At 74.0% G+C, this 24190-nt stretch carries 18 protein-coding genes; 7 read left to right on the top strand and 11 right to left on the bottom strand.

Annotated features, from left to right (window positions below; translation table 11 throughout):
• Positions 1–22 precede the first annotated feature (22 nt).
• Both WAB15_RS25135 and WAB15_RS25130 read right to left on the bottom strand, forming a co-directional pair.
• A complete protein-coding gene (locus tag WAB15_RS25135; RefSeq protein WP_407287629.1) occupies positions 23–1690 on the bottom strand; it encodes a hypothetical protein in 1668 nt (555 codons plus the stop codon).
• 140 nt (positions 1691–1830) lie between these two features.
• Positions 1831–3225 (bottom strand): transcriptional regulator, encoded by a 1395-nt coding sequence (locus WAB15_RS25130; protein WP_407287628.1) that lies wholly within the window; start codon positions 3223–3225, stop codon positions 1831–1833.
• Between the two features lie 491 nt (positions 3226–3716).
• Here WAB15_RS25130 and WAB15_RS25125 point away from each other — a divergent pair, with 491 nt between their 5' ends.
• The 5 genes from WAB15_RS25125 to WAB15_RS25105 all read left to right on the top strand — a co-directional run bounded on the left by WAB15_RS25125 (position 3717) and on the right by WAB15_RS25105 (position 10590).
• Positions 3717–4388 carry a bifunctional DNA primase/polymerase gene (locus tag WAB15_RS25125; RefSeq protein WP_399148196.1) on the top strand — a complete coding sequence of 224 codons (672 nt, stop codon included), beginning with the start codon at positions 3717–3719 and terminating at the stop codon, positions 4386–4388.
• 130 nt (positions 4389–4518) lie between these two features.
• Positions 4519–5394 carry an ABC transporter ATP-binding protein gene (locus WAB15_RS25120; protein WP_407287627.1) on the top strand — a complete coding sequence of 292 codons (876 nt, stop codon included), beginning with the start codon at positions 4519–4521 and terminating at the stop codon, positions 5392–5394.
• The gene (locus WAB15_RS25115) at positions 5391–7028 is read left to right on the top strand and encodes a transporter (protein ID WP_407287626.1); all 1638 of its coding nucleotides are present in this window, start codon (positions 5391–5393) and stop codon (positions 7026–7028) included. The genes WAB15_RS25120 and WAB15_RS25115 overlap by 4 nt, the downstream gene beginning before the upstream one ends.
• Before the next feature lie 144 nt (positions 7029–7172).
• Positions 7173–9266 (top strand): hypothetical protein, encoded by a 2094-nt coding sequence (locus WAB15_RS25110; RefSeq protein WP_407287625.1) that lies wholly within the window; start codon positions 7173–7175, stop codon positions 9264–9266.
• Positions 9256–10590 (top strand): hypothetical protein, encoded by a 1335-nt coding sequence (locus WAB15_RS25105; protein WP_407287624.1) that lies wholly within the window; start codon positions 9256–9258, stop codon positions 10588–10590. Before WAB15_RS25110 ends, WAB15_RS25105 begins: the two co-directional genes overlap by 11 nt.
• Positions 10591–10858: 268 nt before the next feature.
• On the opposite strand, the gene WAB15_RS25100 is transcribed toward WAB15_RS25105, so the two are convergent.
• Both WAB15_RS25100 and WAB15_RS25095 read right to left on the bottom strand, forming a co-directional pair.
• Positions 10859–11734, bottom strand: a complete 876-nt coding sequence (locus tag WAB15_RS25100; protein WP_399148191.1) for an alpha/beta fold hydrolase — start codon at positions 11732–11734, stop codon at positions 10859–10861.
• 522 nt (positions 11735–12256) lie between these two features.
• Complete coding sequence (locus WAB15_RS25095) at positions 12257–12949, bottom strand: metal-dependent transcriptional regulator (RefSeq protein ID WP_238574840.1); 693 nt, start codon at positions 12947–12949, stop codon at positions 12257–12259.
• 196 nt (positions 12950–13145) lie between these two features.
• On the opposite strand from WAB15_RS25095, the gene WAB15_RS25090 reads away from it, so the two are divergent.
• Positions 13146–13913 (top strand): SIS domain-containing protein, encoded by a 768-nt coding sequence (locus tag WAB15_RS25090; protein ID WP_399148190.1) that lies wholly within the window; start codon positions 13146–13148, stop codon positions 13911–13913.
• 185 nt (positions 13914–14098) lie between these two features.
• Here WAB15_RS25090 and WAB15_RS25085 read toward each other — a convergent pair whose 3' ends face one another.
• Together WAB15_RS25085 and pdxH are read right to left on the bottom strand one after the other, a co-directional pair.
• Positions 14099–15448, bottom strand: a complete 1350-nt coding sequence (locus WAB15_RS25085; protein WP_399148357.1) for a PAS domain-containing protein — start codon at positions 15446–15448, stop codon at positions 14099–14101.
• 597 nt (positions 15449–16045) lie between these two features.
• Positions 16046–16711, bottom strand: a complete 666-nt coding sequence (pdxH, locus tag WAB15_RS25080; protein ID WP_399148356.1) for a pyridoxamine 5'-phosphate oxidase — start codon at positions 16709–16711, stop codon at positions 16046–16048.
• Between the two features lie 510 nt (positions 16712–17221).
• Between pdxH and WAB15_RS25075 the strand changes: the two genes are divergently transcribed.
• Entirely contained in the window at positions 17222–18322 is a 1101-nt protein-coding gene (locus tag WAB15_RS25075) for a citrate synthase 2 (protein ID WP_399148189.1), read from the top strand.
• A gap of 28 nt (positions 18323–18350) precedes the next feature.
• Here WAB15_RS25075 and WAB15_RS25070 read toward each other — a convergent pair whose 3' ends face one another.
• The 5 genes from WAB15_RS25070 to WAB15_RS25050 all read right to left on the bottom strand — a co-directional run bounded on the left by WAB15_RS25070 (position 18351) and on the right by WAB15_RS25050 (position 24184).
• Positions 18351–18938, bottom strand: coding sequence for a hypothetical protein (locus tag WAB15_RS25070; RefSeq protein ID WP_407287623.1), 588 nt, complete (start codon positions 18936–18938; stop codon positions 18351–18353).
• Positions 18939–19428: 490 nt separating this feature from the next.
• Entirely contained in the window at positions 19429–20064 is a 636-nt protein-coding gene (locus WAB15_RS25065; RefSeq protein ID WP_399148187.1) for a TetR/AcrR family transcriptional regulator, read from the bottom strand.
• Complete coding sequence (locus WAB15_RS25060) at positions 20052–20822, bottom strand: enoyl-CoA hydratase family protein (RefSeq protein ID WP_407287622.1); 771 nt, start codon at positions 20820–20822, stop codon at positions 20052–20054. The genes WAB15_RS25065 and WAB15_RS25060 overlap by 13 nt, the downstream gene beginning before the upstream one ends.
• A gap of 197 nt (positions 20823–21019) precedes the next feature.
• Positions 21020–22183, bottom strand: a complete 1164-nt coding sequence (locus WAB15_RS25055) for an acyl-CoA dehydrogenase family protein (protein WP_407287621.1) — start codon at positions 22181–22183, stop codon at positions 21020–21022.
• 102 nt (positions 22184–22285) lie between these two features.
• Complete coding sequence (locus tag WAB15_RS25050) at positions 22286–24184, bottom strand: biotin carboxylase N-terminal domain-containing protein (protein ID WP_407287620.1); 1899 nt, start codon at positions 24182–24184, stop codon at positions 22286–22288.
• Positions 24185–24190: the final 6 nt, after the last annotated feature.

The raw sequence follows: 24190 nt of genomic DNA, 5'->3' as shown, positions 1-24190 counted from the left end.
GCCGCCCCGCCCCGACAGCCGCTCAGAGCTGCTCGGGGCGGCGCTCCGTCAGGCCGTACTTCTTGGCGAGCGGGTTCCACAGCTGCGCGGCCTGCTTCTTGGCCGCGGTCGCCTGGCCGCTGGCGGCGTTGCCCTGGGCGGTCTGCTTGGTGACCCGGGCCTTGCCCTTGTGGCAGCCCTTCTTCCCGCCGACCTGGCCCGCCCAGGCCGCGTAGTGATTGTCCGCGGAGGCCGAGGACTGCCAGGCCTTGGTGAGCGCCGCGGTCAGCTGCGCATGGTTGGGGATCTTGTCGACGGGAAGCTGCTGCAGCCGCTTGACCAGGTCGTTCCGCTGCCCGGCCGCGGCCCGCAGATCCTTGGCCGCACCGTCGAGGTTGGTGCAGGACTTGATGCCGTTGACGGCGCCGATCACCGACGCGCGGCTGTTGTTGCTGTCGCCCAGCAGCGCGTCCAGGCCCTTGGCCTGGGCCTCGGCGGGGTCGGTGGTCGGCTTCGGCTCTTCCTTGGTGTCGGCGTCCTTGGCGGCGCTGCTGCCGGGGCCGGGCTTCTTCGCGGTGTCGTCGTCGCCGCCGCTCAGCGCCCAGCCGACGCCGAGGCCGGCACCCGCGAGCGCCACCACGATGAGACCCACGATCACGGCCGGGGCGAGGCGGCGCCGCCCGCCCTCGGCGTCGTCGTCATAGGGGGCGGCCTGCTGGTCGTAGCCGCCACCGGGCGGGTACTGCTGGCCGTAGCCCTGGCCCGGCCCGCCGTACGGCGGCCGGCCCGGGTCCTCGAAGCGGGGCAGCTGCGCGGTGGAGTCCGGCGCGCCCGTCTGCTGGACGCCCGGCCCGTCGCGGAACAGGCCCTCGAACTCGGCGGGCGTGGACCGCTCGCCGGGCGCGCCCGGGCGGACGCCGTACGGCGCGCCCGGAGGCGGGGTCGGCGTACCGGCGCCCACCGGGGCGATCAGCTGGGTGGCCTCGGAGTCGCCACCGGCGCCGGGCATCGGCTGGGACTGCGGCATCGGCCGGCCCTGGGGACCGCCCTGCGGCGGCTTGATGGCGCGCAGCATCGTGGTGGACTCGTCGGGCGTCTCGGGGCGCGAGGCCGCCTCGGGCGGCAGCGGCGCGGCGCCCGGTCCGCCGGGCTGCGCGCCGAAGGGGGGTATCAGCGTGGTCGCCTCCGCGTCGCCCGCGGCGGGCGGCAGCGGCGCGGCCTGCTGCGGGGTCGCCCGCACCAGCTCCCCCGTGGGACCCGGCTGGGGCTGGTACGGGGGCTGGAGCTGGGGCGCCTGGCCGCCCTGCTGGCCGTACGGCGGCGGAGCGGCGTGCTGCCCCGGTGCCTGCTGGGCCGGCGGCGGCACGGGCGGCATCGACGGCTGCCCCTGGGGCGGCGCCGGGAAGCCCTGGCCCCCCTGGGGCTGCGCCTGCGGCGGCATGGGGGCCTGGGGGGCCTGCGCCGGGGGCTGCTGGGTGTAGCCCTGCTGCTGGCCGTACCCCGGCCCCTGGACGGGCTGCTGCCCGTACGGCTCGGGGGCGGGGGCGGCCTGCTGACCGGGGCCCCAGGGCTGGCCCCAGGGCTGGCCGGCCGGCGGCGCGGCCTGCTGGTCGGGCACCCACGGCTCACCGTTGGCGGGCAGCACAATGCCCTCTCGCGCGGGACCGGCCGCAGAATTCTGCGGGTCGTGGCCCTGTCCGCTCTGCGTCACCGTGACTCCTACCAACGTGCAGACCTACGGAATCGTCGGCTGCACGCTACCGGTTCGCAGCGACGTTCGACCACGCCCCCTGGTCACCGTGCAGATCCACCCCCCTTTCCCGAGTTCGATCACCGGCCGCCGCGGGCACGTCACGCCGCCGCGGCCCGCAGCTCCAGTCGTGCGCTGAACTCCCGCACGACCGGTTCGTCCCGATAAGGCTCCAAACGCAGCTGAAAGTCCTCCAGATACTCCGCGCCGCGGTCCGAGCGCAGCCCGCTCAGCAGCTCCACCGCCTGGGTACCCGTATGGCAGGCCTGCTCGACCTCGCGCTGCTGCACCTGGGCGCCGGCCAGCAGCAGCATGCCGATGGCGCGGCGCCGCGCCCGGTCCTTGGGATGCCCGTTCAGCGCCTCCTGGGCGCGCTGGCCGGCGGGTCCGGGCTGCCCCAGGTCCCGGTGGCAGTGGGCGAGTTCATCGGCCAGATACGCCTGGTCGAAGTGCGCGATCCACACCGGGTCGTCGCCGGCGTCGGTGGCCGCCTGGGCGCGCTCCATCGCGGCGACCGCCCGGCCGGCCACCACCTGGAAGGCCCGGCCGTCGCCCATCAGGGCGTGCCCGCGCGCCTCCGCCGCGCAGAACATCGCCTCGGTGCGCGGGGTGACGTGCCCGCGGGCGCCCTCCTGCGCGGCGCGTGCCAGTTGGGAGATCTCCCGCGGATTGCCGAGCGAGGCGGCGAGGTGGCTCATGCTCGCGGCGAGCACATAGCCGCCGTAGCCGCGGTCACCGGCCGCCTGGGCCAGCCGCAGCGCCTGGATGTAGTAGCGCTGCGCGAGACCGGGCTGGCCGGTGTCGACGGCCATATAGCCGCCCAGCTCCGTCAACCGGGCCACCGCGGCGAACAGTTCCCGGCCGACGGACTCCCGGTAGGAGCCGGCCAGCAGCCCGGAGACGACGCTGTTGAGGTAGTGCACGACGACCGGTCGGACGTGCCCGGCGCCGAAGCGGTGGTCGAGCTCGCCGAGCGCCGTGGTCATGGCGCGCACCGCCTCGACGTCCGAAACCCCGACCCGGGCCCCGGCGTTCCGGGCGACCTGGGTGTCCGCGCCGGTGATCAGCCAGTCGCGGCTGGGCTCGACCAGCGCCGAGGCCGCGACCGTGGAGCCGCTGAGGAAGTCCCGTCGGCCGACGTCGCTGCGCCACAGCTCGCAGACCTGCTCGATCGCCCCGAGGACGGTCGGCGAGAACTGCAGCCCCACCCCTGACGCGAGGTTCTTGCCGTCGGCCATCCCGATCTCGTCGATGGTGACCGTGCGGCCCAGCTTGCGGCCCAGTGCCTCCGCGATGACGGCCGGGGCGCGGCCGCGCGGCTGCTGCCCGCGCAGCCAGCGGGCCACGGAGGTCTTGTCGTAGCGCAGGTCGAGACCATGTTCCGCGCCGCACATGTTGACGCGGCGGGCGAGCCCCGCGTTGGAGCAGGCGGCTTCCTGAATCAGCGCCTGCAGCCGCTCATTGGGCTGCCGCGCGACGAGTGGCCTGGCGGCCATGCTTGTACCCCCTGGTTACTGCTGCGCGTTCGCCGTCGAACGCCGTTCCCCGTGATCGATGCCCCACGAATATCCCGGATATCCGAGAGTTCCCGGATACGCGCGATGGGCGGGATCGGTTGGATACACGCTTTGCAGCGGATGCCGGTTCATGAGCGGTTTGTGCAAGATTCCGGGCATCCCGTGCGAAGCGCTGTTCACCGAAACCGGTCATGCGCGTGGGTCACGCGGCTGCTTGCACGATCGGGGAATGGCGCGACGGCGCTCGTGCGCTAAGAGCGGCACCGCCGTGCAGGGCCTCCCCCTCATACACCGCGGCCTGCCGCCGGGCGGCCTCTCCGCCCGTCACGCAGGTGGCTACCCGCTCGCCGGGCCCCATCCGCACACGCGCCCCCACCGGTGCATCCATGCGCCCCACGTGCGAGAACGATGCGCCGGGCAGCTCATCCATTCAGCCGTAACCCTTGGTGACACGGAGAGTTGTCATATGCGTGGAAGAGACCATCGGAGTCACAGGAGCCTCGCAGATCCCCAAGCAGCGCGGCGAGCAGCTGCTCGACACTGCGGTGCGTTACGCGGAAGAGCGGCATTGGGACGTGTTCCCCGGCGCATGGCTGGAGCACGACGGCGAGAGGCTGCGCTGCTCGTGCGAGGCCGGCGACTGCGCCGCGCCCGGCGCGCACCCCACCGCCCCCGGCTGGGCCGGGCTGGCCAGCGGCAGCGCGACGGCGGTCCGCCGGATGTGGAGCAAGCAGCCGCGCGCCTCGATCCTGCTGCCGACGGGCCGGGCCTTCGAGGCGCTCGACGTCCCGGAGACCGCGGGCTGCCTGGCGCTGGCCCGTATGGAGCGGATGGGGCTGACCCTCGGCCCGGTCACCCGCACCCCCGACCGCCGGATGCTCTTCCTCGTCCTGCCCGGTGCCGCGGTGAAGGTCCCCGCTCGCGTACGGGAGATCGGCTGGGCGCCGGCCGGCCTCGACCTGATCTGCCGCGGCGAGGGCGAGTACATCGCCGCCCCGCCGACCCGGGTGGGCTCCCACGGCTCGGTGCAGTGGGCGCGCCGCCCCACCGCCACCAACCGCTGGCTGCCGGACGCGGACGAGCTGATCAGCCCGCTCGCGTACGCCTGCGCCCAGGACGCGGCGGCGGTCCGGGCGCGCTGACCCGCGATCCGGCCGCTCCGCCGCCGCCGCCCACCGCCCCGCGGCGCCCGCCTGTCGGTACCTGCTCGTATCGTGGGATGTCGGACGGGGGTCAGGACGGCCCCTGCGGGGACGTCGAAGGGCAGGACCGGTGGCCAACGAGCCGGAAGACGACAAGGGGCGGGCCGCATCGGCACCGCCGCAGCACGCATCGGCCGCCGCTTCGGGCGGGCCGGCCGCGGCGGAGGCCGCGGGCGGCCCGCCCGCAGTGCGTATCCAGGGGCTGTGGAAGCGGTTCGGCGAGCAGATCGCCGTCAACGGCATCGATCTGACCCTGCCGGCCGGCCGCTTCATCGGCCTGGTCGGCCCCAACGGCGCGGGCAAGACCACCACCCTGTCCATGGTGACGGGCCTGCTGCGGCCGGACTCCGGGCAGGTCGAGATCGGCGGGCACGACGTCTGGCAGGACCCGGTCGCCGTCAAGTCCCGGATCGGTGTGCTCCCGGAGGGCCTGCGGCTCTTCGAGCGCCTCTCGGGACGCGAACTGCTCGGCTACATAGGGCGGCTGCGCGGCCTGCCGGGCGACGAGGTCGACAAGCGGGCCGACCAGCTGCTGAACGTCCTGGACCTGTCCGGCTCCCAGCACAAGCTGGTGGTCGACTACTCCACCGGTATGCGCAAGAAGATCGGGCTGGCCGCGGCGCTGCTGCACAACCCCGAGATCCTCTTCCTCGACGAGCCCTTCGAGGGCGTCGACCCGGTGTCGGCGCAGACCATCCGCGGCGTACTGGAGCGCTACACCGCCTCCGGGGCGACGGTGATCTTCTCCAGCCATGTGATGGAACTGGTCGAGTCGCTGTGCGACTGGGTCGCGGTGATGGCCGCCGGGCGGATCCGCGCGGACGGGCCGCTCGACGAGGTGCGCGGCGCGGCCCCCTCGCTGCAGGACGCCTTCCTCGAACTGGTCGGCGCGAACGACCGCGCCGCCGGGCAGAGCCTGGACTGGCTGGGCGGCGGCGCCCGATGAGCAGCGAATCCACCGCGGTGGCCGCGCGGCCGGCCGCCGCGCCGTCCCCGACCGCCGTCTTCGTACGGCTGAAGCTGTCGCTGATGCGCAACGGGCTGCGCCAGTCGACCGGGCGCACGCTGGCGTACGTCGGGTCCGTCCTCGTCGGCCTGCTGTTCGCCGCCGGCGTCGTGCTGGGGCTGACCGCGCTGCGCGGCAACGCCCACGTCGGCGCGCTGGCCGTGCTGCTGACCGGCCTGCTCACCCTGGGCTGGGCGGTGATGCCGCTGTTCTTCCCCGCCTCCGACGAGACCCTGGACCCGACCCGGCTGGTCATGCTGCCGCTGCGGCCGCGCCCGCTGATCGTCTCGCTGCTGGTGGCCTCGCTCGTCGGGATCGGCCCGTTCGTCACCCTGGCGCTGGTGACCGGCGCGGTGATCGCGGTGGCCAACGGAGCGGTCGCCGCGGTCGTCGGTGTCCCGGCCGTCGCCTTGGTGGTGCTGGTGTGCGTCTCGCTGGCGCGCGCGGTCGCCACGGCCTCGGTGCGGCTGCTGACCAGCCGCCGCGGCCGCGATCTCGCCGTCCTGAGCGGTCTGTTCGTCGCGATCGGCGCGCAGGGCGTCAATATCGCCGCCCAGCGGCTGGGCCGCCCCGACGGCCTGTCCGTATTGGAGCCGCTGGGGGATGTGCTGCGCTGGGTGCCGCCGGCCTCGGCCATCAGCGCCGTCGAGGACGCCGGCAACGGCGCCTACGGACGGGCGGCGGCCGGTCTGGCGCTGGCGGCGCTGGCGCTGATCGCACTGCTGTGGTGGTGGCAGCGCACCCTGACCGCCCTGATGACCTCGCCGGACTCCTCCACCCTCCAGGCGGTCGAGAAGGACAGCGCGCGCCGTTCCGGCACGGGCGAGCGGGGGCTCGCGCGGCTGCTGCCGGACGGCCGTACGGGCACGGTCATGCTCCGCACGCTGCGCTACGCCTGGCGCGACCCCAAGTCGAAGATGTCCTGGGCGACGTCGATCGGCGTCGGCCTGCTGGTGCCGATCGTCTCGTCCGTGCAGGGCAACGGCAGCATCTACACCGCGTTCTCGGCGTCCGCGCTGCTCGGGATGCAGATGTACAACCAGTTCGGGCAGGACACCTCGGCGTTCTGGATGGTCGCCTCGACCATCGCCACACGGCGGGACGCCTACCAGGAGTTGCGGGCCCGTGCGCTGGCGCTTGCACTGGTGGCCGTCCCGTACGTCACGCTGGTCGTCGTCGGCTCCGCGGCGCTCATCGGACCGTGGTCGGACTTCGTGGAGGTGTACGGGCTCTCGCTGGCCGTGCTGGGCGCCCTGATGGCCACCGGCGCGCTGTCGTCGGCGGTCTTCCCGTACTCGATCCCCTCCGAGGGCAACAAGAACGTCGCTCCCGGGCAGGGCGCCATCGCGTGGTTCAGCCTCTTCGGCGGCGTACTGATGGGCGCGGTGCTGTGCGCGCCGCTGCTGGCGCTGACGATCTGGCTGCACGTCGCGGACCTGCACGCGATGCTGTGGATCCTGCTGCCGGTCGGTGCGGTCTACGGCGCGCTGATCGCCGAGCTGGGCCTGCGGGTGGCGGCACCCCGCGTGGCCCGTCGGCTGCCGGAGATCCTGGGGGCGGTCAGCAAGGGGTGAGCGCCCGGCCCACCGGGCCGGTGCGGCCGCGCCGTGAGGTTGTCCACAGGCCGCACCGGCCGGTGCGCGCGGGCGGTAGCGTCGTGGCGACGACAGCGACGAGGGTCGCGCGACGACGGGGGACAAACGGGGGTGGGGGCGGTGATGCGCGCCGGAATCGTGCTGGTGACGGGCTGGCTGGCGGTGCTGCTGTGCGCCGGCGCCGTGTGGGCGGCGCCGGCCGGACCCGACCGGCCCACGCAGACCGCGTACCTCGCCGAGCAGCTGCGCAAGAGCCCGGTCTACATCAGCGACCAGATCCCGCGCGCCGTCCCCCGCTCGTCCGCGCCCGAGTTCGCCCGGGAGGCCCGGCGGCTGGGCGTGCCGACGTATGTGATCGTGCTGCCGAGCTCCGCCTACGGCTCCAAGGCCGACGCCCTGCTCGCCGGTGTCCATGACCGGCTGGGGCGCAAGGGCCTGTATGTCGCCATGACCGACTCCGGTCTGGACGCGGTGCAGACCTACGGCGTGAGCCTGCCGGGTGCCCAGGACGCGGACACCGCGACGCTGTACGAGCTGCCGTATGACGCCACCCCCCGCGAGGTCTTCCGGCACTTCGTCGAGGTCGCCACCTCCGGGCAGGCGCATCAGCGCGCCGAGAAGGCACGCGCCAAGTACGGGCACGGGTCGGCGGACGAACCGCCCGGCCTGCACACCAGCCGCACCGACCGCGAGAACCAGAGCTTCGTGACCGGCATCGCGGTCGCCGCGATCCCGGTCACTGCCCTGCTGATCACGGTGTACGCACTCCGGCGGCGGCGGGTGCGCCGCGCGGCGGCCGCGGGCGCACCGGCGGCGCCCGGCGGGACGAGGACGGGCGGCGGCTCGAAGGCGCGCCCGGGGAAGAAGGGAAGCGCCGGGAAGAAGGGAAGCGCCGGCAAGCGGTCGGCCGGCGGTCCGGGCCGGCTTCCGCGCACGCGGTTGCTGCCCCTGCTGGCGGGGGCCGTGGTGCTGGCCGGCCTGATCGCCTTCACCGCGTCGCAGGTCTTCGACGCCACCGACGACGGCGACGGCTCCCGCCCCACGGCCGCCGACCTGCGCACGCGTGTCGACCGGGTCGCCGACGGGCTGCGCCGCGACCCGCTCTACCTCGACCCGGAGAGCACGCCCGCGCTGGACGCCGCCGAAAGCGACCGCCTGCGCAAGCGGTTGCGCGGGATGGACCTTCCGGTGGTGATCGCCGCCGTGCCCAGCAGCACCGACGACGAGTCCGGCGGCGACAAGGAGCTGCTGGCCAAGTCGCTGCACGACCGGCTGCGCCGCGATCTGCTCATCGTGCTCGCCGAGCCGGTGTCCGGCGGCATCGAGGTCGTCAACTACGGCACCCGCGTGAACGACATGTACCTCATCGACCGCCCGCGCGATCTGTCGTACCCCGAATCCACCGACCCCGCGCTCGGCCGCCGCCTGGACCGGCTGCTGACCTACCTCGCCAAGTCCCCCAAGGACAGCACGGGCAACACCCCCTATGTCCCGCCGTCCGCCGCCGACCCCGCCGAGGAGCAGACGCTGCCCGGCCTGTTCGCCGGGGACTTCGCGCCCGGTCTGCTCGTCGGCGCCTTCGCCGCGGGCCTGCTCTTCGGACTGGTGGCGGCGGGGTGCGGCATCGTCCGCGTGATCACCCGCCGGGTGCGGGCGGCGGACGGCGCCCAGGGCCTCCCCCAGGCACCGCACCAGCCCTCGCTGTCGTGGCTGCGGCGCACCGCCCGGCAGGAACTCGACGCCCTCACCGCCGCTTTGGAGCCGACCGCCGCCCTGCCCGAGGACGACCGGCGCCGGGCATGGGAGTGTCTGGACGCCGCCGCCCTGCTGATCGACGGCGACAGCGACAGCCGGATCGACGCCGATGCCACGCCCACCGCGCTCGCCTGCGCCGTCGTGCTGGCCCGCGCCGGCCGCACCGCCATCGAGGAACCGGCCGCCGCGCAGCACGCCTGCCATCGCAACCCGCTGCACGGCGCGGCCCGCAAGCGCGCGCAGACACGGCCGGACGGCGGCGGCCGGGCCCGGTCGCTGCCGGTGTGCGAGGCGTGCCGGGTGACCCCCGGCCCGGTGCTGCGGCTGCGCTCCTCGGGCAGCGCCGGGCGTGGATCGTCCGCCCCGTACCCCGCTCTCCCCGGACCGCTGGCCGCGCTCGGCGACGGCGCCGGAATCGATCAACTCACCCGCGATGTACGGGAGTACTTCGGTGTGCACTGACCCCACTCACGGTTCCGGCCCCCGGCGGCGCCCGGCCGCCCGCCGGCTGCGGACCGCCCTCGGCCTCGGCGCCTCGTCCGTCGCGCTGCTGTTCGCCGCGGCGGCGCCCGGTGCTGCCGCCGACCAGAGTCCGGCCGGAAAGAGCCCGGGGCAGAAGATCGCCGATGCGCTGCGCCGCTCGCCCGTCCATGTCGATCCGTCCCTCTCGACGGCCGTCGACGCCGACCAGCAGCGCAAGCTGGTCGACCAGATCAAGCGGACCGGCCTGCCGATCCGGGTCGCGCTGGTGCCGCTGGTCGAGGGCGACAGCTGGGGCGGCAAGCCGGACCAGCTCGCCGAGGTGGTCCACGACCGGATGGGCGGCGGCCCGTCGATCCTGATCACCCTCGGGGACCTTCCCGGCGACATCTCCGCCCGCGAATGGCCCGCGAACGCCCATCAGGCGTCGCACGCCGCCGCCGCGGTCTTCTTCCAGGACGACATGAAGGGCGCGGGGCCGGCCCAGCGCGTCGCCCGCGCCATCAGCATCATCAAGGCCGGCAACGGCGACGCGGTGTACGAGAAGGCCACCGCCCAGAGCCTGGGCACCTCGGCGCCCAGACCGGACAAGACGTCCGGCGCGGGCAAGGAGGCCCCCTCGGACGCCCAGGGTTCCCCGCTCATACGGATCCTGTCCCTCGTCGTCGGGCCGGTGCTGCTGCTGGCCGCGGCGGGACTGCTGCTGCGGCGGCGGGCCCGGCTGCGCGATCTCTCGACGCCGTTCGCGCTGCCGCGTTCGGTCTTCGCCGCCGCACGGAAGGCCGACGAGGCCGGGCTGCGCGACCGCGCGAACGAGGAAGTCGTCCGGCTGGGCGAGGAGGCGCGGGTCGCGCAGGGCGAACCGGCGGCCCTCGAACGGGCCCTGGACGCCTACGCCGCGGCCGGCACGGTCCTGGACCGGGCGCGCGGAACCGTCGATCTGGCCGGGGTGTTCGCGCTGATCGCCGAGGGCCGCGCGGCGCTCTCCAAGGCTCCCGCCACGCTCCCGCTGTGCTTCTTCCACCCGCTCCATGGGCCTGCCGTCCGCCGCATACCCTGGCGGCCCCTGGGCCGCCGTGAGCAGCTGCGGGTGGCCGCCTGCGAGACCTGTCTGCGCGCCGTACGCACCCGGCGCGCCCCGGAGGTGCTCACCGACCGGCGGGACGGCCGCCCCGTCCCGTACTTCGAGGTCCCCACCGAGGACAGCCTCTGGGCCGCCACCGGCTACGGCTCACTGCTCAGCGGCGCGGACGACTCGCTCACCGGCCGCGTCCAGCGCGGCGACTTCACCCGCACGCTGGACTGAGGGCACTTCACCCGCACGCCGGGCTCGGACACTTGCCCCGCCCGCGCTGTACCGACGGCCAAGGCTCCGGCCGCGGCGCCCGAGGCGGCTCAGGCGTCCGAGGCGGCTCAGGCGCTCAGGCGCTCAGGCGCTCAGGCGACCGAAGCACTCGGGCGGCTGAAGCGATCCCGGCCGCCCGAGTGTCATATGGCCGTGCCGAAGCCACCGCCGAAGGGGCCGCGGCACGCTCGGCGTCCGCCGCGCACCGCGCTCTGTCGCTCCCCGCCGCTCAGCTCGGCATCGTCGCCGTATGGAGAAACGGTTCGATGGCGGCGCACCAGGCGTCGGGCTGTTCCCAGGGGAGCAGATGGCCCGCTTCGGGGATCTCGGCGTAGGCGCCCCTGGGGAGGACGCGGACCATCTCCTGGGCTTCGGCGCGGCCCAGTTCGGCGTCGAGGCCGCGGATGACAAGGGCCGGGCACGGCACCTGGGCGAGCTCGTCCCAATGGGCGTCATGGACCCAGGTCTCGCGAGCGGTGAGCATCTGCCGGCGGGAGAAGACCGGTCGCCACCCGTCGGCGCGCTCGGCCATCACCTCGGCGTAGAACTCACCACGGGCCGGCCGCGGCCGCTCCAGGGTCGGGTCGTCCTCGCCGAACCACTTGCGGACGTCCGCGAGCGTGGCGAACGGCACCGGCCAGGAACGGAACCACTCGGTCCACTCGCGCTGCGAGGCCGCCCCCAGGGCGGACGCCCGCATATCGCAGATGACCAGCGCACTGACCAGATCCGGGCGCCGGGCCGCTAACTGCCACGCCGTCAGGGCGCCCATGGCATGCCCGACCAGGGCGACCGGGGCGAGGCCCAACTGCTCGATGGCCGCGATGGCGTCGTCGACATACGCCTCACGGTCGTACGGACCGTCGGCGGGCTTCTCGCTGCGGCCGTGCCCACGCTGGTCCAGAGCGACCGGGCGGTGACGGGCGCTCAGCCGCCGGGCGGTGTCCGCCCAGTGCGCGGCGCGCCCCATCAGGCCATGGAGCAGCAGCACGCCCGCACGGTGCTCGCCGCCTTCCAGCCCGCCGCCGGTCTTGGGCGGGTCGGTGAATTCCCAGGCGGCCAGTCGCACGCCGCCGGCCCCCGTCACATCGATGCGCCGCACCATGTGCCCTGGCACCCCCAATCGTCCCGTGAGCAGCTCCACACTATCGAACCCCTATTCGAACGCACCGTTCCGGCGCAGAACACCCCTCGTTCGAGTGACCTCGCTCAAGGATTGGCCGTGCTCACCACGGGGAGACATCTGCCGGGAGGCGGGCCCTACCGGGAAGGGGGCCTGTGGGGGAAGACCCTGAGAGCTCGGGGCTCCGGGTCTTGGGTGGGGGACATGGGGAGGCAGGGCCCCGGCTGCTCGCAGCGCCGGGGCCCTGACCGTCTCCAGACTCAGTGGATGCATCCGAGCCCCCTCCCTGGCAAGGACAGGCCGACGCATGGCCATGCGTCAGCGTGACACGAGACCGGCCGTATCGCACGGATTCGCACAAGTCCGTTCAACGCGCAAGGACTTACCGAGCCCGCTCAGCGGCGCGTCGGCGCAGCTCAGCGGGCTCGTGAGGGGCACTCGGAGAGAGTGCGAAAAGCGAAAAGAAGGAAACCGCTCGCGGCAAGCCGCGATCAGCGCACGGCTTCAGCGCTTGGCGACGAAGACGTGCGAGGCGATCTCGGAGTCCAGCTCGGCGGCCTCGCCGCTGCTGCCGACCAGCACACCGGCCGGCGACTCCGTCACGCTCACCACCGCGCCCGGCTGCACGCCGGCCCGCCGAAGGGTGTACATCAGCTGGGCGTCCGCCTGGATCGGCTCACCGATGCGGCGCACCACGGCCGTCTTGCCGTCGGCACCGGCGTCCAGGTCCATCAGGCTCACCATGCCCGCGTCCAGGAACGGATCGGCCTCGGCCTTCTCGCCCAGCTCCTCGAGGCCCGGGATGGGGTTGCCGTACGGCGACTCCGTCGGATGCCGCAGCAGCTCCACGACGCGGCGCTCGACCGCCTCGCTCATCACGTGCTCCCAGCGACACGCCTCGGCGTGGACCTGCTCCCATTCGAGCCCGATGACGTCGACGAGCAGGCACTCGGCGAGGCGGTGCTTGCGCATCACCCGGGTCGCCAACCGCCGGCCCTCCTCCGTCAGCTCCAGATGCCGGTCGCCGGCGACCGTCAGCAGCCCGTCTCGCTCCATGCGCGCGACCGTCTGGCTCACCGTCGGGCCGCTCTGCTCGAGCCGCTCCGCGATGCGGGCGCGCATGGGGACCACACCTTCCTCTTCGAGTTCGAGGATGGTGCGGAGATACATCTCCGTGGTGTCGATCAGTCCGGACATGCGTGCCCCTTGATGTGTGGTGCGGTGGCCCTGGACTCAATTCTGACGCATCCCGCTGACAACGGTGCCTCGTCGTCCGCGGAGCGGACCCCGTCGGGCCGTATTGACAGGGCACTGGTCCAGACCGCAACGTGATCCGCGCCACTGATCAGATACGACGAGATCCGACGTGATCCGACGAGAGGGGCCCGCGGCAATGGCTGACAGCGACCGGAGCGACCGGCTGGCCGGACGGTACTTCGACGCCGCGATCGACCTGCTGCAACAGGTCCGCGACGAGGAGGGCGAGCGGATCGCCGCCGCCGGGCGGCTGATCGCGGACACCGTCGCGGCGGGCGGGCGGGTCTTCTCCTTCGGGGCCGGCCACTCCTCGCTCCCCGCGCAGGACACGGTCTACCGCGCGGGCGGTCTGGCGGTCATGAATCTGCTGTCCGTCCCGGGTGTCGTCGGCGTCGACGTACGGCCCGCGACGCTCGGCAGCGCGCTGGAGCGGGTCGACGGGCTGGCCGCGGCCGTCCTGGACACCAGCCCGCTGCGGGCGGGCGACGTGCTGGTGATCATCTCGTTGTCCGGGCGCAACGCGCTGCCCGTCGAGATGGCGATGAACGCGCGGGCCCTGGGCATCAAGGTCGTCGGCGTGACGTCGGTGGCGTACGCGGAGACGACCAAGTCGCGGCATGTCTCCGGCGGCTTCCTCAAGGACCACTGCGACCTCGTCCTGGACAGCCGGATCCCGGTCGGCGACGCGGAGCTGACGCTCCCCGGCATCGACGCGCCGTTCGCCCCCGCCTCCACGGTGGTCACCAGCGCGATCATGCAGGCCATGGTGGCGACGGCCGCCGGCACCCTCGCCGAGCGGGGCATCGACCCGCCACTGCTGCGCTCCGGCAACGTCGACGGCGGGCACGACTGGAACGCCCGGGTGATGAGCGAGTACGCGGACCGGATCTTCTACCGGGAGTGAGGGCGCCGGGGAGCGGGGTGCGAGGTACGCCTAGGGGGTGGGCGAACACATCCCGTAGGGGACGCGCGGGCCCCCTGCGGGGCCACAACGTGGTGGGGCGGGGTGGCATTCCCGCGGGAGGCGGGTGAGGGATCCGCGGAGGCGGGTGGCCGTCCCGCGGAACCGCGAGGCGCGACCAGGTCTCCTCAGGCCGACGCCGCGCCCGACAGGTCCAAAGCGGCGGCGATGCGGGACGCGACCTCCTCCGCGTAGTCGGCGTCGGCGCGGTCGAAGGGGCGGCGGGCGGGCGAGCGCAGGAACGTCACGACGCCGAGCGTGCGGCCGCGACTGCGCAGCACCGCGCACAGGCCGTGCACGGTGCCGTCCGGCCAGTTACGGGCGGCCGCCCAGCCCTCCGCCGGGGCCGAACCGGCGCTGCTGCGCACCGACCCGCGGCGCTCGTACGCCTGGAACGCCGGATGGCCGCGCACATACGGCACGGGGATGCCGGTCGCCGAGGACGCCTCCGAGGGGCCGGGCGAACCCGCCGGGGAGGACAGCGTCCGTACGAGAGCGCAGGCCGCGCTTGCCCCCTCGTAGCCGGCGTCGACCTCGTCCGCCTCATGGGCCTCGTACGTGTCGTCCCCGGCGACCACTCCGTACGGCGCCGGGGCGGGCTTCGTGGCGAGGTCGACCAGGCCGTGGTCGGCGAAGCCCGCCAGCGCGAAGTCGAGGTGGACCGCGGCGGCCTCGGCCGGGTCCGGGCACTCCGCGGCCGCCCGGCCGGCGCGGTGGAGCTGATGGGCGCGGAAGCGCAGCAGGGAGTTCTCCTGTTCGGTGCGCTTGGCCTCCGTGACGTCCTGGAAGAGCCAGGCGACGCCCAGCGGCACCGGCTCCTCCGCCAGCGGCGAGGCCAGCCGGACGAAGCCACTGCGCCAGCACCGCCGCGGCAGTTCGGCCTCCTCGGAGCGCAGCGTCACCCACAGCTCGGCGGCGGCCGGCGGCGCGCCCTCGGCGAGGACGTGCTGCAGCGCGCACTCCAGTTCCTCGACGCCCTGCGCCAGCAACTCGGCCAGCGGGCGCCCCAGCAGCGCCGTCCGCCCCACGCCCAGGACACGGGCGGCGTGCGCGTTGACGACGGCGGGCCGCAGATCGGCGTCGACCAGCACCACACCCCACGACGCGTCCTCGAAGAGCGCCTCGCTGAGCGCGATGGACCGCTCCAGGTCGATCTGCGTGTGCACCTCGCTGAAGGCGCAGTACGCGCCCGAGGCCCGACCGCCGGGGCCGCGGACGGCGGAGGACTGGGTGCGGACGAGGACGCGGTGGCCGTCCTTGGCCAGCAGGGCGAACTCGTGGACCTGGCGGCCCGGGGAGCGCATCGCGGCCGTGAGCGCCGCGCCGACGCCGTCGGCGTCCTCCTTGCGGACGGCCCAGCCGGTCAGGCCCGTACGGCCGACGGCCTCCGCGGCGGTCCAGCCCAGGATGCGCTCGGCCTCGTGGTTCCAGTGGGTGACGGTGCCGTCCGCCGAGAAGGCGACCAGGGCGGCGTCCATGCCGTCCAGGAGCGCGGCGAGCAGGCCGGAGTCCTCGGTCTCGTCGGCGGCGCAGCGCGCCGAGGCCGAGGAGCCGGACAGGCCGGAAGAAGCCGACGATGCAGTCACTGGCACCCCTCACGAACGCGGCCGCACGTGCTCCACCTGGGAACATTCAACTGGAACGTGACACACCCCACAGCCGATTCGCGGAAATCGTTGCTCCCGGAAAAATTTGGTTGTGCGGTGCCGGGGCGCTTCCTAATGTGTGGTGCACACGAGAAGGGAGGTGGTTCGGCCAATGATTTCGCACCGGACGCGTGAGGTGGCTGCGGGCTAGCGGCCCGTCGCTTCACCGAAGTGCAGCGCCGGACCAGCGCATACTGCAGATGCGCAGCCGGCCAATTCCCAGCAGTCACCCAACCCGCGGGCTGTCGGTTCGTCCGACCGGCCCTTCGCGCCACCGAGCGCGGAGGAGCAGCCCGCGGGTCGTCTGCGTTCGTACGGCCGGTTCGGGCATTCGGGTTCGGGTGTTCGGGCTCGGGTAGGCGGGTTCCGCTCAGGGGCAGGGGCCGGCCGCAAGGGGCCGGATCCGGCTGCAAGGCGCAGGCGCCCGTCTTACGGCGCCAGGCGCTCCACCCTCCAGGTCACGCCCCCGGCCTCGGCTCCAGCCTCCGTGCCTGCTCCGGCCTCGGCCTCGCGGACGTATCGGAGGCGGTCGTGGAGCCGGTTCAGGCGGCCCTGCCAGAATTCGATGGTTTCGGCGGCGATCCGGTAGCCGCCCCAGTGCGGCGGCGCGGGAACCTGCTCGCCCTCGGGGTAGCGTGCCGCCAATTCCTCGTAGGCGCGCTCCAGTTCCTCGCGCGAGGCGACCGGGGCCGACTGGTCGCTGGCCCAGGCGCCCAGCTGGGAGCCGTGCGGGCGGGTGCGGAAGTAGGCGGCGGTCTCGTCCCGGCCGATGCGCTCCGCGGTGCCGGTCACCACGACCTGGCGGGAGAGCGGGTGCCAGGGAAACACCAGGGAGATATGGGGGTTCTCGGCCAGCTCGCGGCCTTTTCGGCTGTGGTAATTGGTGAAGAACACGAAGCCGCGGTCGTCGAACGCCTTGAGGAGCACGGTCCGCGAGCTCGGCCGACCGGCGGCGTCCGCCGTCGAGACGACCATGGCGTTCGGCTCGTGCAGACCGGCCACGGTCGCGTCCTTGAACCAGCGCGCGAACTGGTCGTAAGGGCTGGCGGCGAGATCGGACTCGGCGAGTCCCTCGGCGCGGTAGTGCGCACGCATGGTGGAGGGATCGGGGGTCTCGGCGTGAGGCGCGTCGGCTGGGTGCACGGCCTCATCTTGCAGCATCACCGCGGGCGCGGTCAGGTGGGAGGGTCGGAAGTCTGCCCCTCGTCGACCAGCCGTAACCCTCCCGTCGGCCAATCGACCGGTGTGCCGGATCTCACGCTTCCCCGCAGGTGGGGGACCGGCGAAAATCATGGCTCGGCGCACTGTGGCCCCCGGACAGGCGGGAGCTATCGTGTTCCGTCCGGCCCGAGGGGACGCACCGCGCGCCCTGACCACACGGCCTGACCGCAAGAGCACCGCACCGACCCCGCCCGCCCGCGGCCCCGACCCACCGCGGGCAGGACCCTCGCGTGGCCCACGCCCTGGCGGGGCATCACCGGGGTGACCGGTACGGACCGCGAGCTGCCCGCGCAGCCGCGTAACCGCGCCGGCGCCGCAACCAGACTCGACCGCACGGCAGCCGGTCACAGGCCGTATGCCGTCCCCATCTTGAGGAGCCGCCTGATGTCCGACTTCGTACCCGGACTCGAGGGAATCGTCGCGTTCGAGACGGAGATCGCCGAACCGGATAAGGAGGGCGGCGCGCTCCGCTACCGCGGGGTCGACATCGAAGACCTCGTCGGGGACGTGTCGTTCGGCAACGTCTGGGGGCTGCTGGTCGACGGGGCGTTCAACCCCGGTCTGCCGCCCGCCGAGCCGTTCCCGATCCCGGTGCACTCCGGAGACATCCGGGTCGATGTGCAGTCGGCGCTCGCCATGCTCGCGCCCGTATGGGGCCTGAAACCGCTGCTGGACATCGACGAGGCGACCGCCCGCGACAACCTGGCCCGAGCGGCGGTCATGGCACTGTCCTACGTCGCCCAGTCGGCGCGCGGGCAGGGCCTGCCGATGGTGCCGCAGAAGGAGATCGACAAGGCGGAGACCGTCGTGGAGCGCTTCATGAAGCGCTGGCGCGGTGAGCCCGACCCCAAGCACGTCAAGGCCGTCGACGCCTACTGGACCTCGGCCGCCGAGCACGGCATGAACGCCTCCACCTTCACCGCCCGGGTCATCGCCTCCACCGGAGCCGATGTGGCGGCGGCGCTCTCCGGCGCGGTCGGCGCGATGTCCGGTCCGCTGCACGGCGGCGCGCCCTCCCGGGTCCTGGGCATGATCGAGGAGATCGAGCGGACCGGCGACGCCGGTGCCTATGTCCGCAAGGCGCTGGACAAGGGCGAGCGGCTGATGGGCTTCGGGCACCGCGTCTACCGCGCGGAGGACCCGCGGGCGCGGGTGCTGCGGCGCACCGCCAGGGAGCTGGCCGCCCCCCGCTTCGAGGTCGCCGAAGCGCTGGAGAAGGCCGCGCTGGAGGAGCTGCACAACCGCCGCCCGGACCGGGTGCTGGCCACCAACGTCGAGTTCTGGGCGGCCATCGTGCTGGACTTCGCCGAGGTCCCGGCGCACATGTTCACCTCCATGTTCACCTGCGCGCGGACGGCCGGCTGGAGCGCGCACATCCTGGAGCAGAAGCGGACCGGCCGGCTCGTGCGCCCCTCGGCCCGCTACGTCGGCCCCGGTGCGCGCGGGCCGCAGGAGATCTCCGGCTACGACGACATCGCGCGCTGAGCCGCCCGGCCGTGGGGCTCGGCGGCGGTCAGAGCTTGCCGCCGAGCTCCACGGTGCGGTGTCCGCCCAGGCGCGGGGAGAACTCCGCGACGAACGCGTCGCGGAGGTTCGTCCAGTTCCAGAACGTGAAGCCCAGGTGGCCGAAGGCGAAGAAGTCGTCCTTCCACCGCCACCGGTCCACCGGCGCGGCCCGGCCGCAGGACCGGCAGCCGACCTTCGTGGCCTCCGCGTCGCCCTCGTCCCAGCCCCGTATGGCGCCCCGGAACGGCCCCCATGCCTCGTCGTCCGGCTCCCAGGGCTGGTCGGCGAGTGTCAGCTCGGTCCGCGCCGAGCAGTGCGGGCAGGTCACCGCCTCCGGATGGCCCTGCCCGGAGTCGAACATCGTGCGGCCGACGTGGACGTACAGCCCGCCGTTCTCGTACGTGTCGTCATGGACGGCCGTGCCGTAGCGGGGCCCGGCGGCGTGCCCCCGACCGTCGCCGTCGAGCACACAGTTACTCGGCTCGGCCTCCACGATGCCCTCGGCCACCAGCCAGGCCACGACCTTCGCGCCGAGCCGCGCGGCGTCCTCGGCCGTGGCGTCGACGTCCACGATGGTCTGGAAGTAGTCGCCCATGTCCCCCTGCTTTCACGGTCGTTGGCGTTACGGGGAACGATAGGGGCGGCCACTGACAAGCTGCGCTTGGGCTGGCTTCCCACGTTGTCGGCTGCGGCGCCGTGCTGGTTGTTCGCCGTTGCTCCCCCACTGCCTAAGGGGCGTGGGAGGTACCCCCAGCGGCGGGCGTGGGTTGTCGGGTGCGGTGACAGCCCTACGGACTCCGTCCTACGGTCTGTCCCCTCCCGTGGGTGGGAGTGGGAAGGCCCGGTGGGGGCGGGCCTGATCTGTCGACTACCGGCACACGAAGACTGACGTTCAGCCCCACTGGTTTTCTCCCCCCTCAACGGGAGGGGGCGGACCGCAGGACGGAGTCCGGAGGGGCGCACCCGCTGCCGAAAACGCTCCGCGCAGCGGCACCGCCCGCCGCTGGGGGTACCTCCCACGCCCCTTAGGCAGTGGGGGAGCAACGGCGAGAAACCACCACGGCGGGACAGCCGACAACGTGGGATCAAGCCGAGCGCAGCGGATTCAGCACCGCGTCGATGATCTTCGCCCACTGCTCGACGACCCGGTCGCGGCGGGAGGAGTCGTCCGTCAGCAGGTTGGCCAGGCCCAGGCCCCGGGCCATGTCGAGGAGGCCCTGGACGGTCTCGCGTACGCCGGGTACGGCCTCGTCGGCGTCCAGGAGGGCCACCGCGGTGCGGTGCGCCTCGCGGCCTACCCGTGCCTCCAGGGCGGTGACGCGTTCGCGGAGCTGCTCCTCGTCGGAGGCGGCCACCCACAGGTGCAGCGCGGCCTTGAACAGCGGCCCCGTGTACAGGCCGACCAGTTCCTCGACGATGATCCAGGTGCGGGCGATGGAGCCGGCGGGCGGCAGGTTGTGGGCGACCGCCTTCAGGGCGCCCTGCCGCTTGTCGGCGACATGCTCGACGGCCGCCGTGAAGAGGTCCTCGCGGGTGCGGAAGTGGTGCTGGGCGGCGCCCCGGGAGACGCCCGCCCGCTCGGCGACCACCGAGACCGTACTGCCGCTCCAGCCGCGTTCGGCCAGGCAGGAGACGGCCGCCTCCAGCAGCTTCAGGCGGGTCGCCCGGCTGCGTTCCTGCTGGGGCGGGCGGGCGCCGCGGGCCGGGGTCAGCGCGCCCATGCCGGGGCCCGTCGCTCCAGGAAGGCGGTCATGCCCTCACGGGCCTCGGCGGAGCCGAAGAGCCGCGCGGACTGCTCGGCGAGCGCGTCGGTGTCGCGGTCGAAGGCGGCCAGCACCTGGGCGGTGACCAGCTTCTTCGACTCGGCCAGGCCCTGGGGCGAGCCCTTGCGCAGGCCCTCCAGTACGGGGGCGAGCCCGGCGTCTACGTCCTCGGCGGCGAGGGTGACCAGCCCGATCCCGGCCGCCTCCGCCGGGCCGAACTTCTCGCCGGTCAGGTAGTAGCGGCTCGCGGCGCGCGCGTCGAGACGCGGCAGCAGCGGCAGCGAGATCACGGCGGGGGCCAGGCCGAGGCGGGCCTCGGTGAAGGCGAAGGTGGCGTCCTGGCCGGCCGCGGCGATGTCGCAGGCGCCGAGCAGCCCGAGGCCGCCGGCCCGTACGTGGCCGGTGACCCGGGCGACGACGGGCCGGGGCAACTCCACGATGGCGCGCAGCAGCTCGACCAGGGCCAGGGGGCCGGCGGTGGCCGCCCCCGAGGTGGCCTCGGTCAGATCGGCGCCGGCGCAGAACGTGCCGCCGGTGTGGGTCAGGACGACGGCGCGGGTGGCGTCGTCGGCCGCGGCGTCCGCCAGCGCCGTGTGCAGCTCGGCCATCAGCCGGGCGGAGAGCGCGTTGCGGTTGTGCGGGGAGTCGAGGGTGAGGGTGGTGATGCCGCGCTCGTGGGAGCGCGTCACCAGGGGTGTCGCGGGTGCGTCGGTCATCGGTGGGTCGGGCTCCTTTCCCTGGCGCGCGGTGCACGCCGCAGGATCGTGCACGGGTGGCCTGCCCGGCAACTCGCCGTCCGTGCACGGGGGTGCGCTCAGGGGGCGCGGCGGTCGCCGGGCGGGCGGGCTTGCCGGTCTCAGTAGACCTCGGGAGGCCGCGGTAGGTCCGGGTGGGCCCCCGGTAGGCGTCGGCGTCAGTACGACTTGGGCAGCCCCAGGGTCTGGTGGGAGACGAAGTTGAGGATCATCTCGCGGCTGACCGGTGCGATCCGGGCGACCCGGGCGGCGGTGATCATCGAGGCGAGGCCGTACTCCCGGGTGAGGCCGTTGCCGCCGAGGGTGTGGACGGCCTGGTCGACGGCGTGCACCGCGGCCTCGGCCGCCGCGTACTTGGCCATGTTGGCGGCCTCCCCCGCGGCCGGGTCGTCGCCCGCGTCGTAGAGGTGCGCCGCCTTGCGCATCATCAACCGGGCCAGTTCCAGTTCGATATGGGCCTGGGCGAGCGGGTGGGCGATGGCCTGGTGGGCGCCGATGGGCTCCTTCCACACCTGGCGGGTGCGGGCGTAGTCCACGGCCCGTTCCAGGGCGTAGCGGCCCATGCCGAGGGCGAAGGCGGCGGTCATGATGCGTTCGGGGTTGAGCCCGGCGAAGAGCTGGAGGAGTCCGGCGTCCTCGTCGCCGACGAGGGCGTCGGCGGGCAGCCGCACCTCGTCCAGGGTCAGCTCGAACTGCTTCTCCGGGGCGGCCAGTTCCATCGGTATGGCGCTGCGGCCGAAGCCGGGGGCGTCGCGCGGGACGATGAACAGGCACGGCTTGAGGCGTCCGGTCCGGGCGTCCTCCGTGCGGCCGACGATCAGGGTCGCGTCGGCGATGTCCACGCCCGAGACGAACACCTTGCGGCCGCTGAGGACCCATCCCTCCCCGTCCCTGCGGGCGGTGGTGGTGATGCGGTGCGAGTTGGACCCGGCGTCCGGTTCGGTGATGCCGAAGGCCATCGTGCGGGAGCCGTCGGCCAGGCCGGGCAGCCAGGTCCGCTTCTGGTGCTCGGTGCCGAAGCGGGCGATGACCGCGCCGCAGATGGCGGGCGAGACGACCATCATCAACAGCGGGCAGCCGGCGGCCCCCAGCTCCTCCAGCACGAGGGAGAGTTCGGTGATGCCGCCGCCTCCGCCGCCGTACTCCTCGGGGAGGTTGACGCCCAGGTAGCCGAGCTTGGCGGCCTCCCGCCACAGGTCGTCGGTGTGCCGGCCCTCGGCGACGGCGGTGGCGAAGTACTCCCGGCCGTAGCGGCGGCCCAGTGCGGCCACGGCTTCGCGCAGGGCGCGGTGTTCCTCGGTCTCGATCACAGGGTTGCTCATGAAGGCTCCTTGTGTGCGTGGGTGAGGTGCGTGCGGTCCGGGCGTGGCCCCGCGGGTCGATCCGTGCGGTCCGGCGTGGCCCCGCGGTGCGGTCCGTGCGGGTCAGTCCGCGACCACGGCGAGCAGCGCGCCCACCTCGACCTGCCGGCCGGTGCGGGCGGGCAGGGCGGTGAGCGTGCCGGCGGCCGGTGCGGTGATCTTGTGTTCCATCTTCATCGCCTCCAGCCACATCAGGGTCTGGCCCGGTTCGACCCGGGCCCCCTCGACCAGTCCGTCGGCGATGCGGACGACCGTGCCGGGCATGGGGGCCAGCAGGGAGCCCGGCTCCGTACGGGCCGCGGGGTCGGGGAAGCGGGGCAGCGCGGTCAGGGCCCAGGAGCCCTGAGGGGTGTCGACGTGGACCCGCTCGCCGTAGCGGGTGACGGTGAACTCCCGGCGCAGGCCGTCGACTTCGAGGACCACCCCGGTGGCGGAGGAGGCCAGCAGTCGGACGCCGGGGAGGTCCTCGGCGTGCAGGTGGCCGCGGGCCAGGCGGTAGCGGACCTCGTGCGTGGTGCCGTCGCAGTCGTAGGTCTTGGCCTGCGGGGCGGAGGGGACGTTGCGAAAGCCCCCGAAGCGGGACCGGCCGTGGGCGTCGGCGAGGGCCGCGGCCAGGGCCGCCACCCGTGCCGCGGCGGGGTCGCCGGGCCCGGTCAGCTCCGCCAGGTTGCGGTCGTAGAAGCCGGTGTCCAGGCCCGCCGGGTCGGTGAACTCCGGGTGGCGCAGGGAGCGGACGAGCAGGGCGCGGTTGGTGGCGGGGCCGTGGATGCGGGCGCGTTCCAGGGCGCCGGCCAGCTTGCGCACGGCCTCCTCGCGGGTCGGTGCCCAGGCGATGGCCTTGGCGAGCAGGGCGTCGTAGTGGACGGTGACACGGTCGCCGCCGGTGACGCCGGAGTCCAGGCGGATGCCGTCGGGCAGGGTGAGGCGGTGCAGGGTGCCGGTCTGCGGCTGCCAGCCGGCCGCCGGGTCCTCGGCGTAGAGGCGGGCCTCGACGGCGTGCCCGGCGGGCTCGGGCGGGCGGGCGTCGAGCGGCCGGCCCTCGGCGATCCGGATCTGCAGGGCGACCAGGTCGAGGCGGTAGATCTCCTCGGTGACCGGGTGCTCGACCTGAAGGCGGGTGTTCGTCTCCAGGAAGTACGCCCGCCCGTCGGCCGACACCAGGAACTCCACGGTGCCCGCGCCGCGGTAGCCGATGGCGCGGGCGGCCCGCTCCGCGGCCCGGTGCAGGGTCTCGCGCAGCTCCTCGGGCAGTCCGGGGGCGGGCGCCTCCTCGATGACCTTCTGGTGGCGGCGCTGGAGGGAGCAGTCGCGGGTGCCGAGCGTCCAGACGGTGCCGTGGGCGTCGGCGAGGATCTGCACCTCGACGTGGCGGCCGCCGACGACATACGGCTCGACGAAGACCTCGCCGTCCCCGAAGGCGGCCGCCGCCTCGGCCTCGGCGGCCTTCAACTCGCCCGGCAGGTCGGCCAGTTCGCGCACCACGCGCATCCCGCGGCCGCCGCCGCCCGCGGCCGCCTTCACCAGCAGGGGCAGCTCGTCCGCGGTGGCGGTGGCCGGGTCCACGGGGGACAGCAGCGGCACCCCGGCCGCCGCCATCAGCTCCTTGGAGCGGGTCTTGGAGGCCATCGCCTCGATGGCGGGGGGCGGCGGGCCGATCCAGGTCAGGCCCGCGTCGGCCACCGCCGCCGCGAAGTCGGCGTTCTCGGAGAGGAAGCCGTAGCCGGGGTGGACGGCGTCGGCACCGGCGGCCAGCGCCGCCCGCACGATCAGCTCGCCGCGCAGGTAGGTGTCGGCGGGGGCGTCGCCGGGGAGCCGGACGGCGGTGTCGGCCTCCCGGACGTGGGGGGCGCCGGCGTCGGCGTCGGAGTGCACGGCGACGGTGGCGATGCCCAGTTCGCGGCAGGTACGCAAGACCCGGCGGGCGATCTCGCCGCGGTTGGCTACGAGGACGGAACGGATCACTTCTGC

This window comes from Streptomyces sirii, from assembly GCF_045690365.1.
Taxonomy (GTDB): domain Bacteria; phylum Actinomycetota; class Actinomycetes; order Streptomycetales; family Streptomycetaceae; genus Streptomyces; species Streptomyces sirii.
Note: the sequence above shows the minus strand (reverse complement) of the source record. Positions and strands in the feature narration are given on the sequence as shown.

Coding starts and splice junctions, on each gene's coding strand:
- WAB15_RS25090 (WP_399148190.1), top strand. CDS start 13,146: ATGGCTGACAGCGACCGGAGCGACCGGCTGGCCGGACGGTACTTCGAC.
- WAB15_RS25055 (WP_407287621.1), bottom strand. CDS start 22,183: ATGAGCAACCCTGTGATCGAGACCGAGGAACACCGCGCCCTGCGCGAA.
- WAB15_RS25115 (WP_407287626.1), top strand. CDS start 5,391: ATGAGCAGCGAATCCACCGCGGTGGCCGCGCGGCCGGCCGCCGCGCCG.
- WAB15_RS25095 (WP_238574840.1), bottom strand. CDS start 12,949: ATGTCCGGACTGATCGACACCACGGAGATGTATCTCCGCACCATCCTC.
- pdxH (WP_399148356.1), bottom strand. CDS start 16,711: ATGCGTGCGCACTACCGCGCCGAGGGACTCGCCGAGTCCGATCTCGCC.
- WAB15_RS25065 (WP_399148187.1), bottom strand. CDS start 20,064: ATGGGCGCGCTGACCCCGGCCCGCGGCGCCCGCCCGCCCCAGCAGGAA.
- WAB15_RS25110 (WP_407287625.1), top strand. CDS start 7,173: ATGCGCGCCGGAATCGTGCTGGTGACGGGCTGGCTGGCGGTGCTGCTG.
- WAB15_RS25085 (WP_399148357.1), bottom strand. CDS start 15,448: ATGGACGCCGCCCTGGTCGCCTTCTCGGCGGACGGCACCGTCACCCAC.
- WAB15_RS25130 (WP_407287628.1), bottom strand. CDS start 3,225: ATGGCCGCCAGGCCACTCGTCGCGCGGCAGCCCAATGAGCGGCTGCAG.
- WAB15_RS25070 (WP_407287623.1), bottom strand. CDS start 18,938: ATGGGCGACTACTTCCAGACCATCGTGGACGTCGACGCCACGGCCGAG.
- WAB15_RS25100 (WP_399148191.1), bottom strand. CDS start 11,734: ATGGTGCGGCGCATCGATGTGACGGGGGCCGGCGGCGTGCGACTGGCC.
- WAB15_RS25075 (WP_399148189.1), top strand. CDS start 17,222: ATGTCCGACTTCGTACCCGGACTCGAGGGAATCGTCGCGTTCGAGACG.
- WAB15_RS25060 (WP_407287622.1), bottom strand. CDS start 20,822: ATGACCGACGCACCCGCGACACCCCTGGTGACGCGCTCCCACGAGCGC.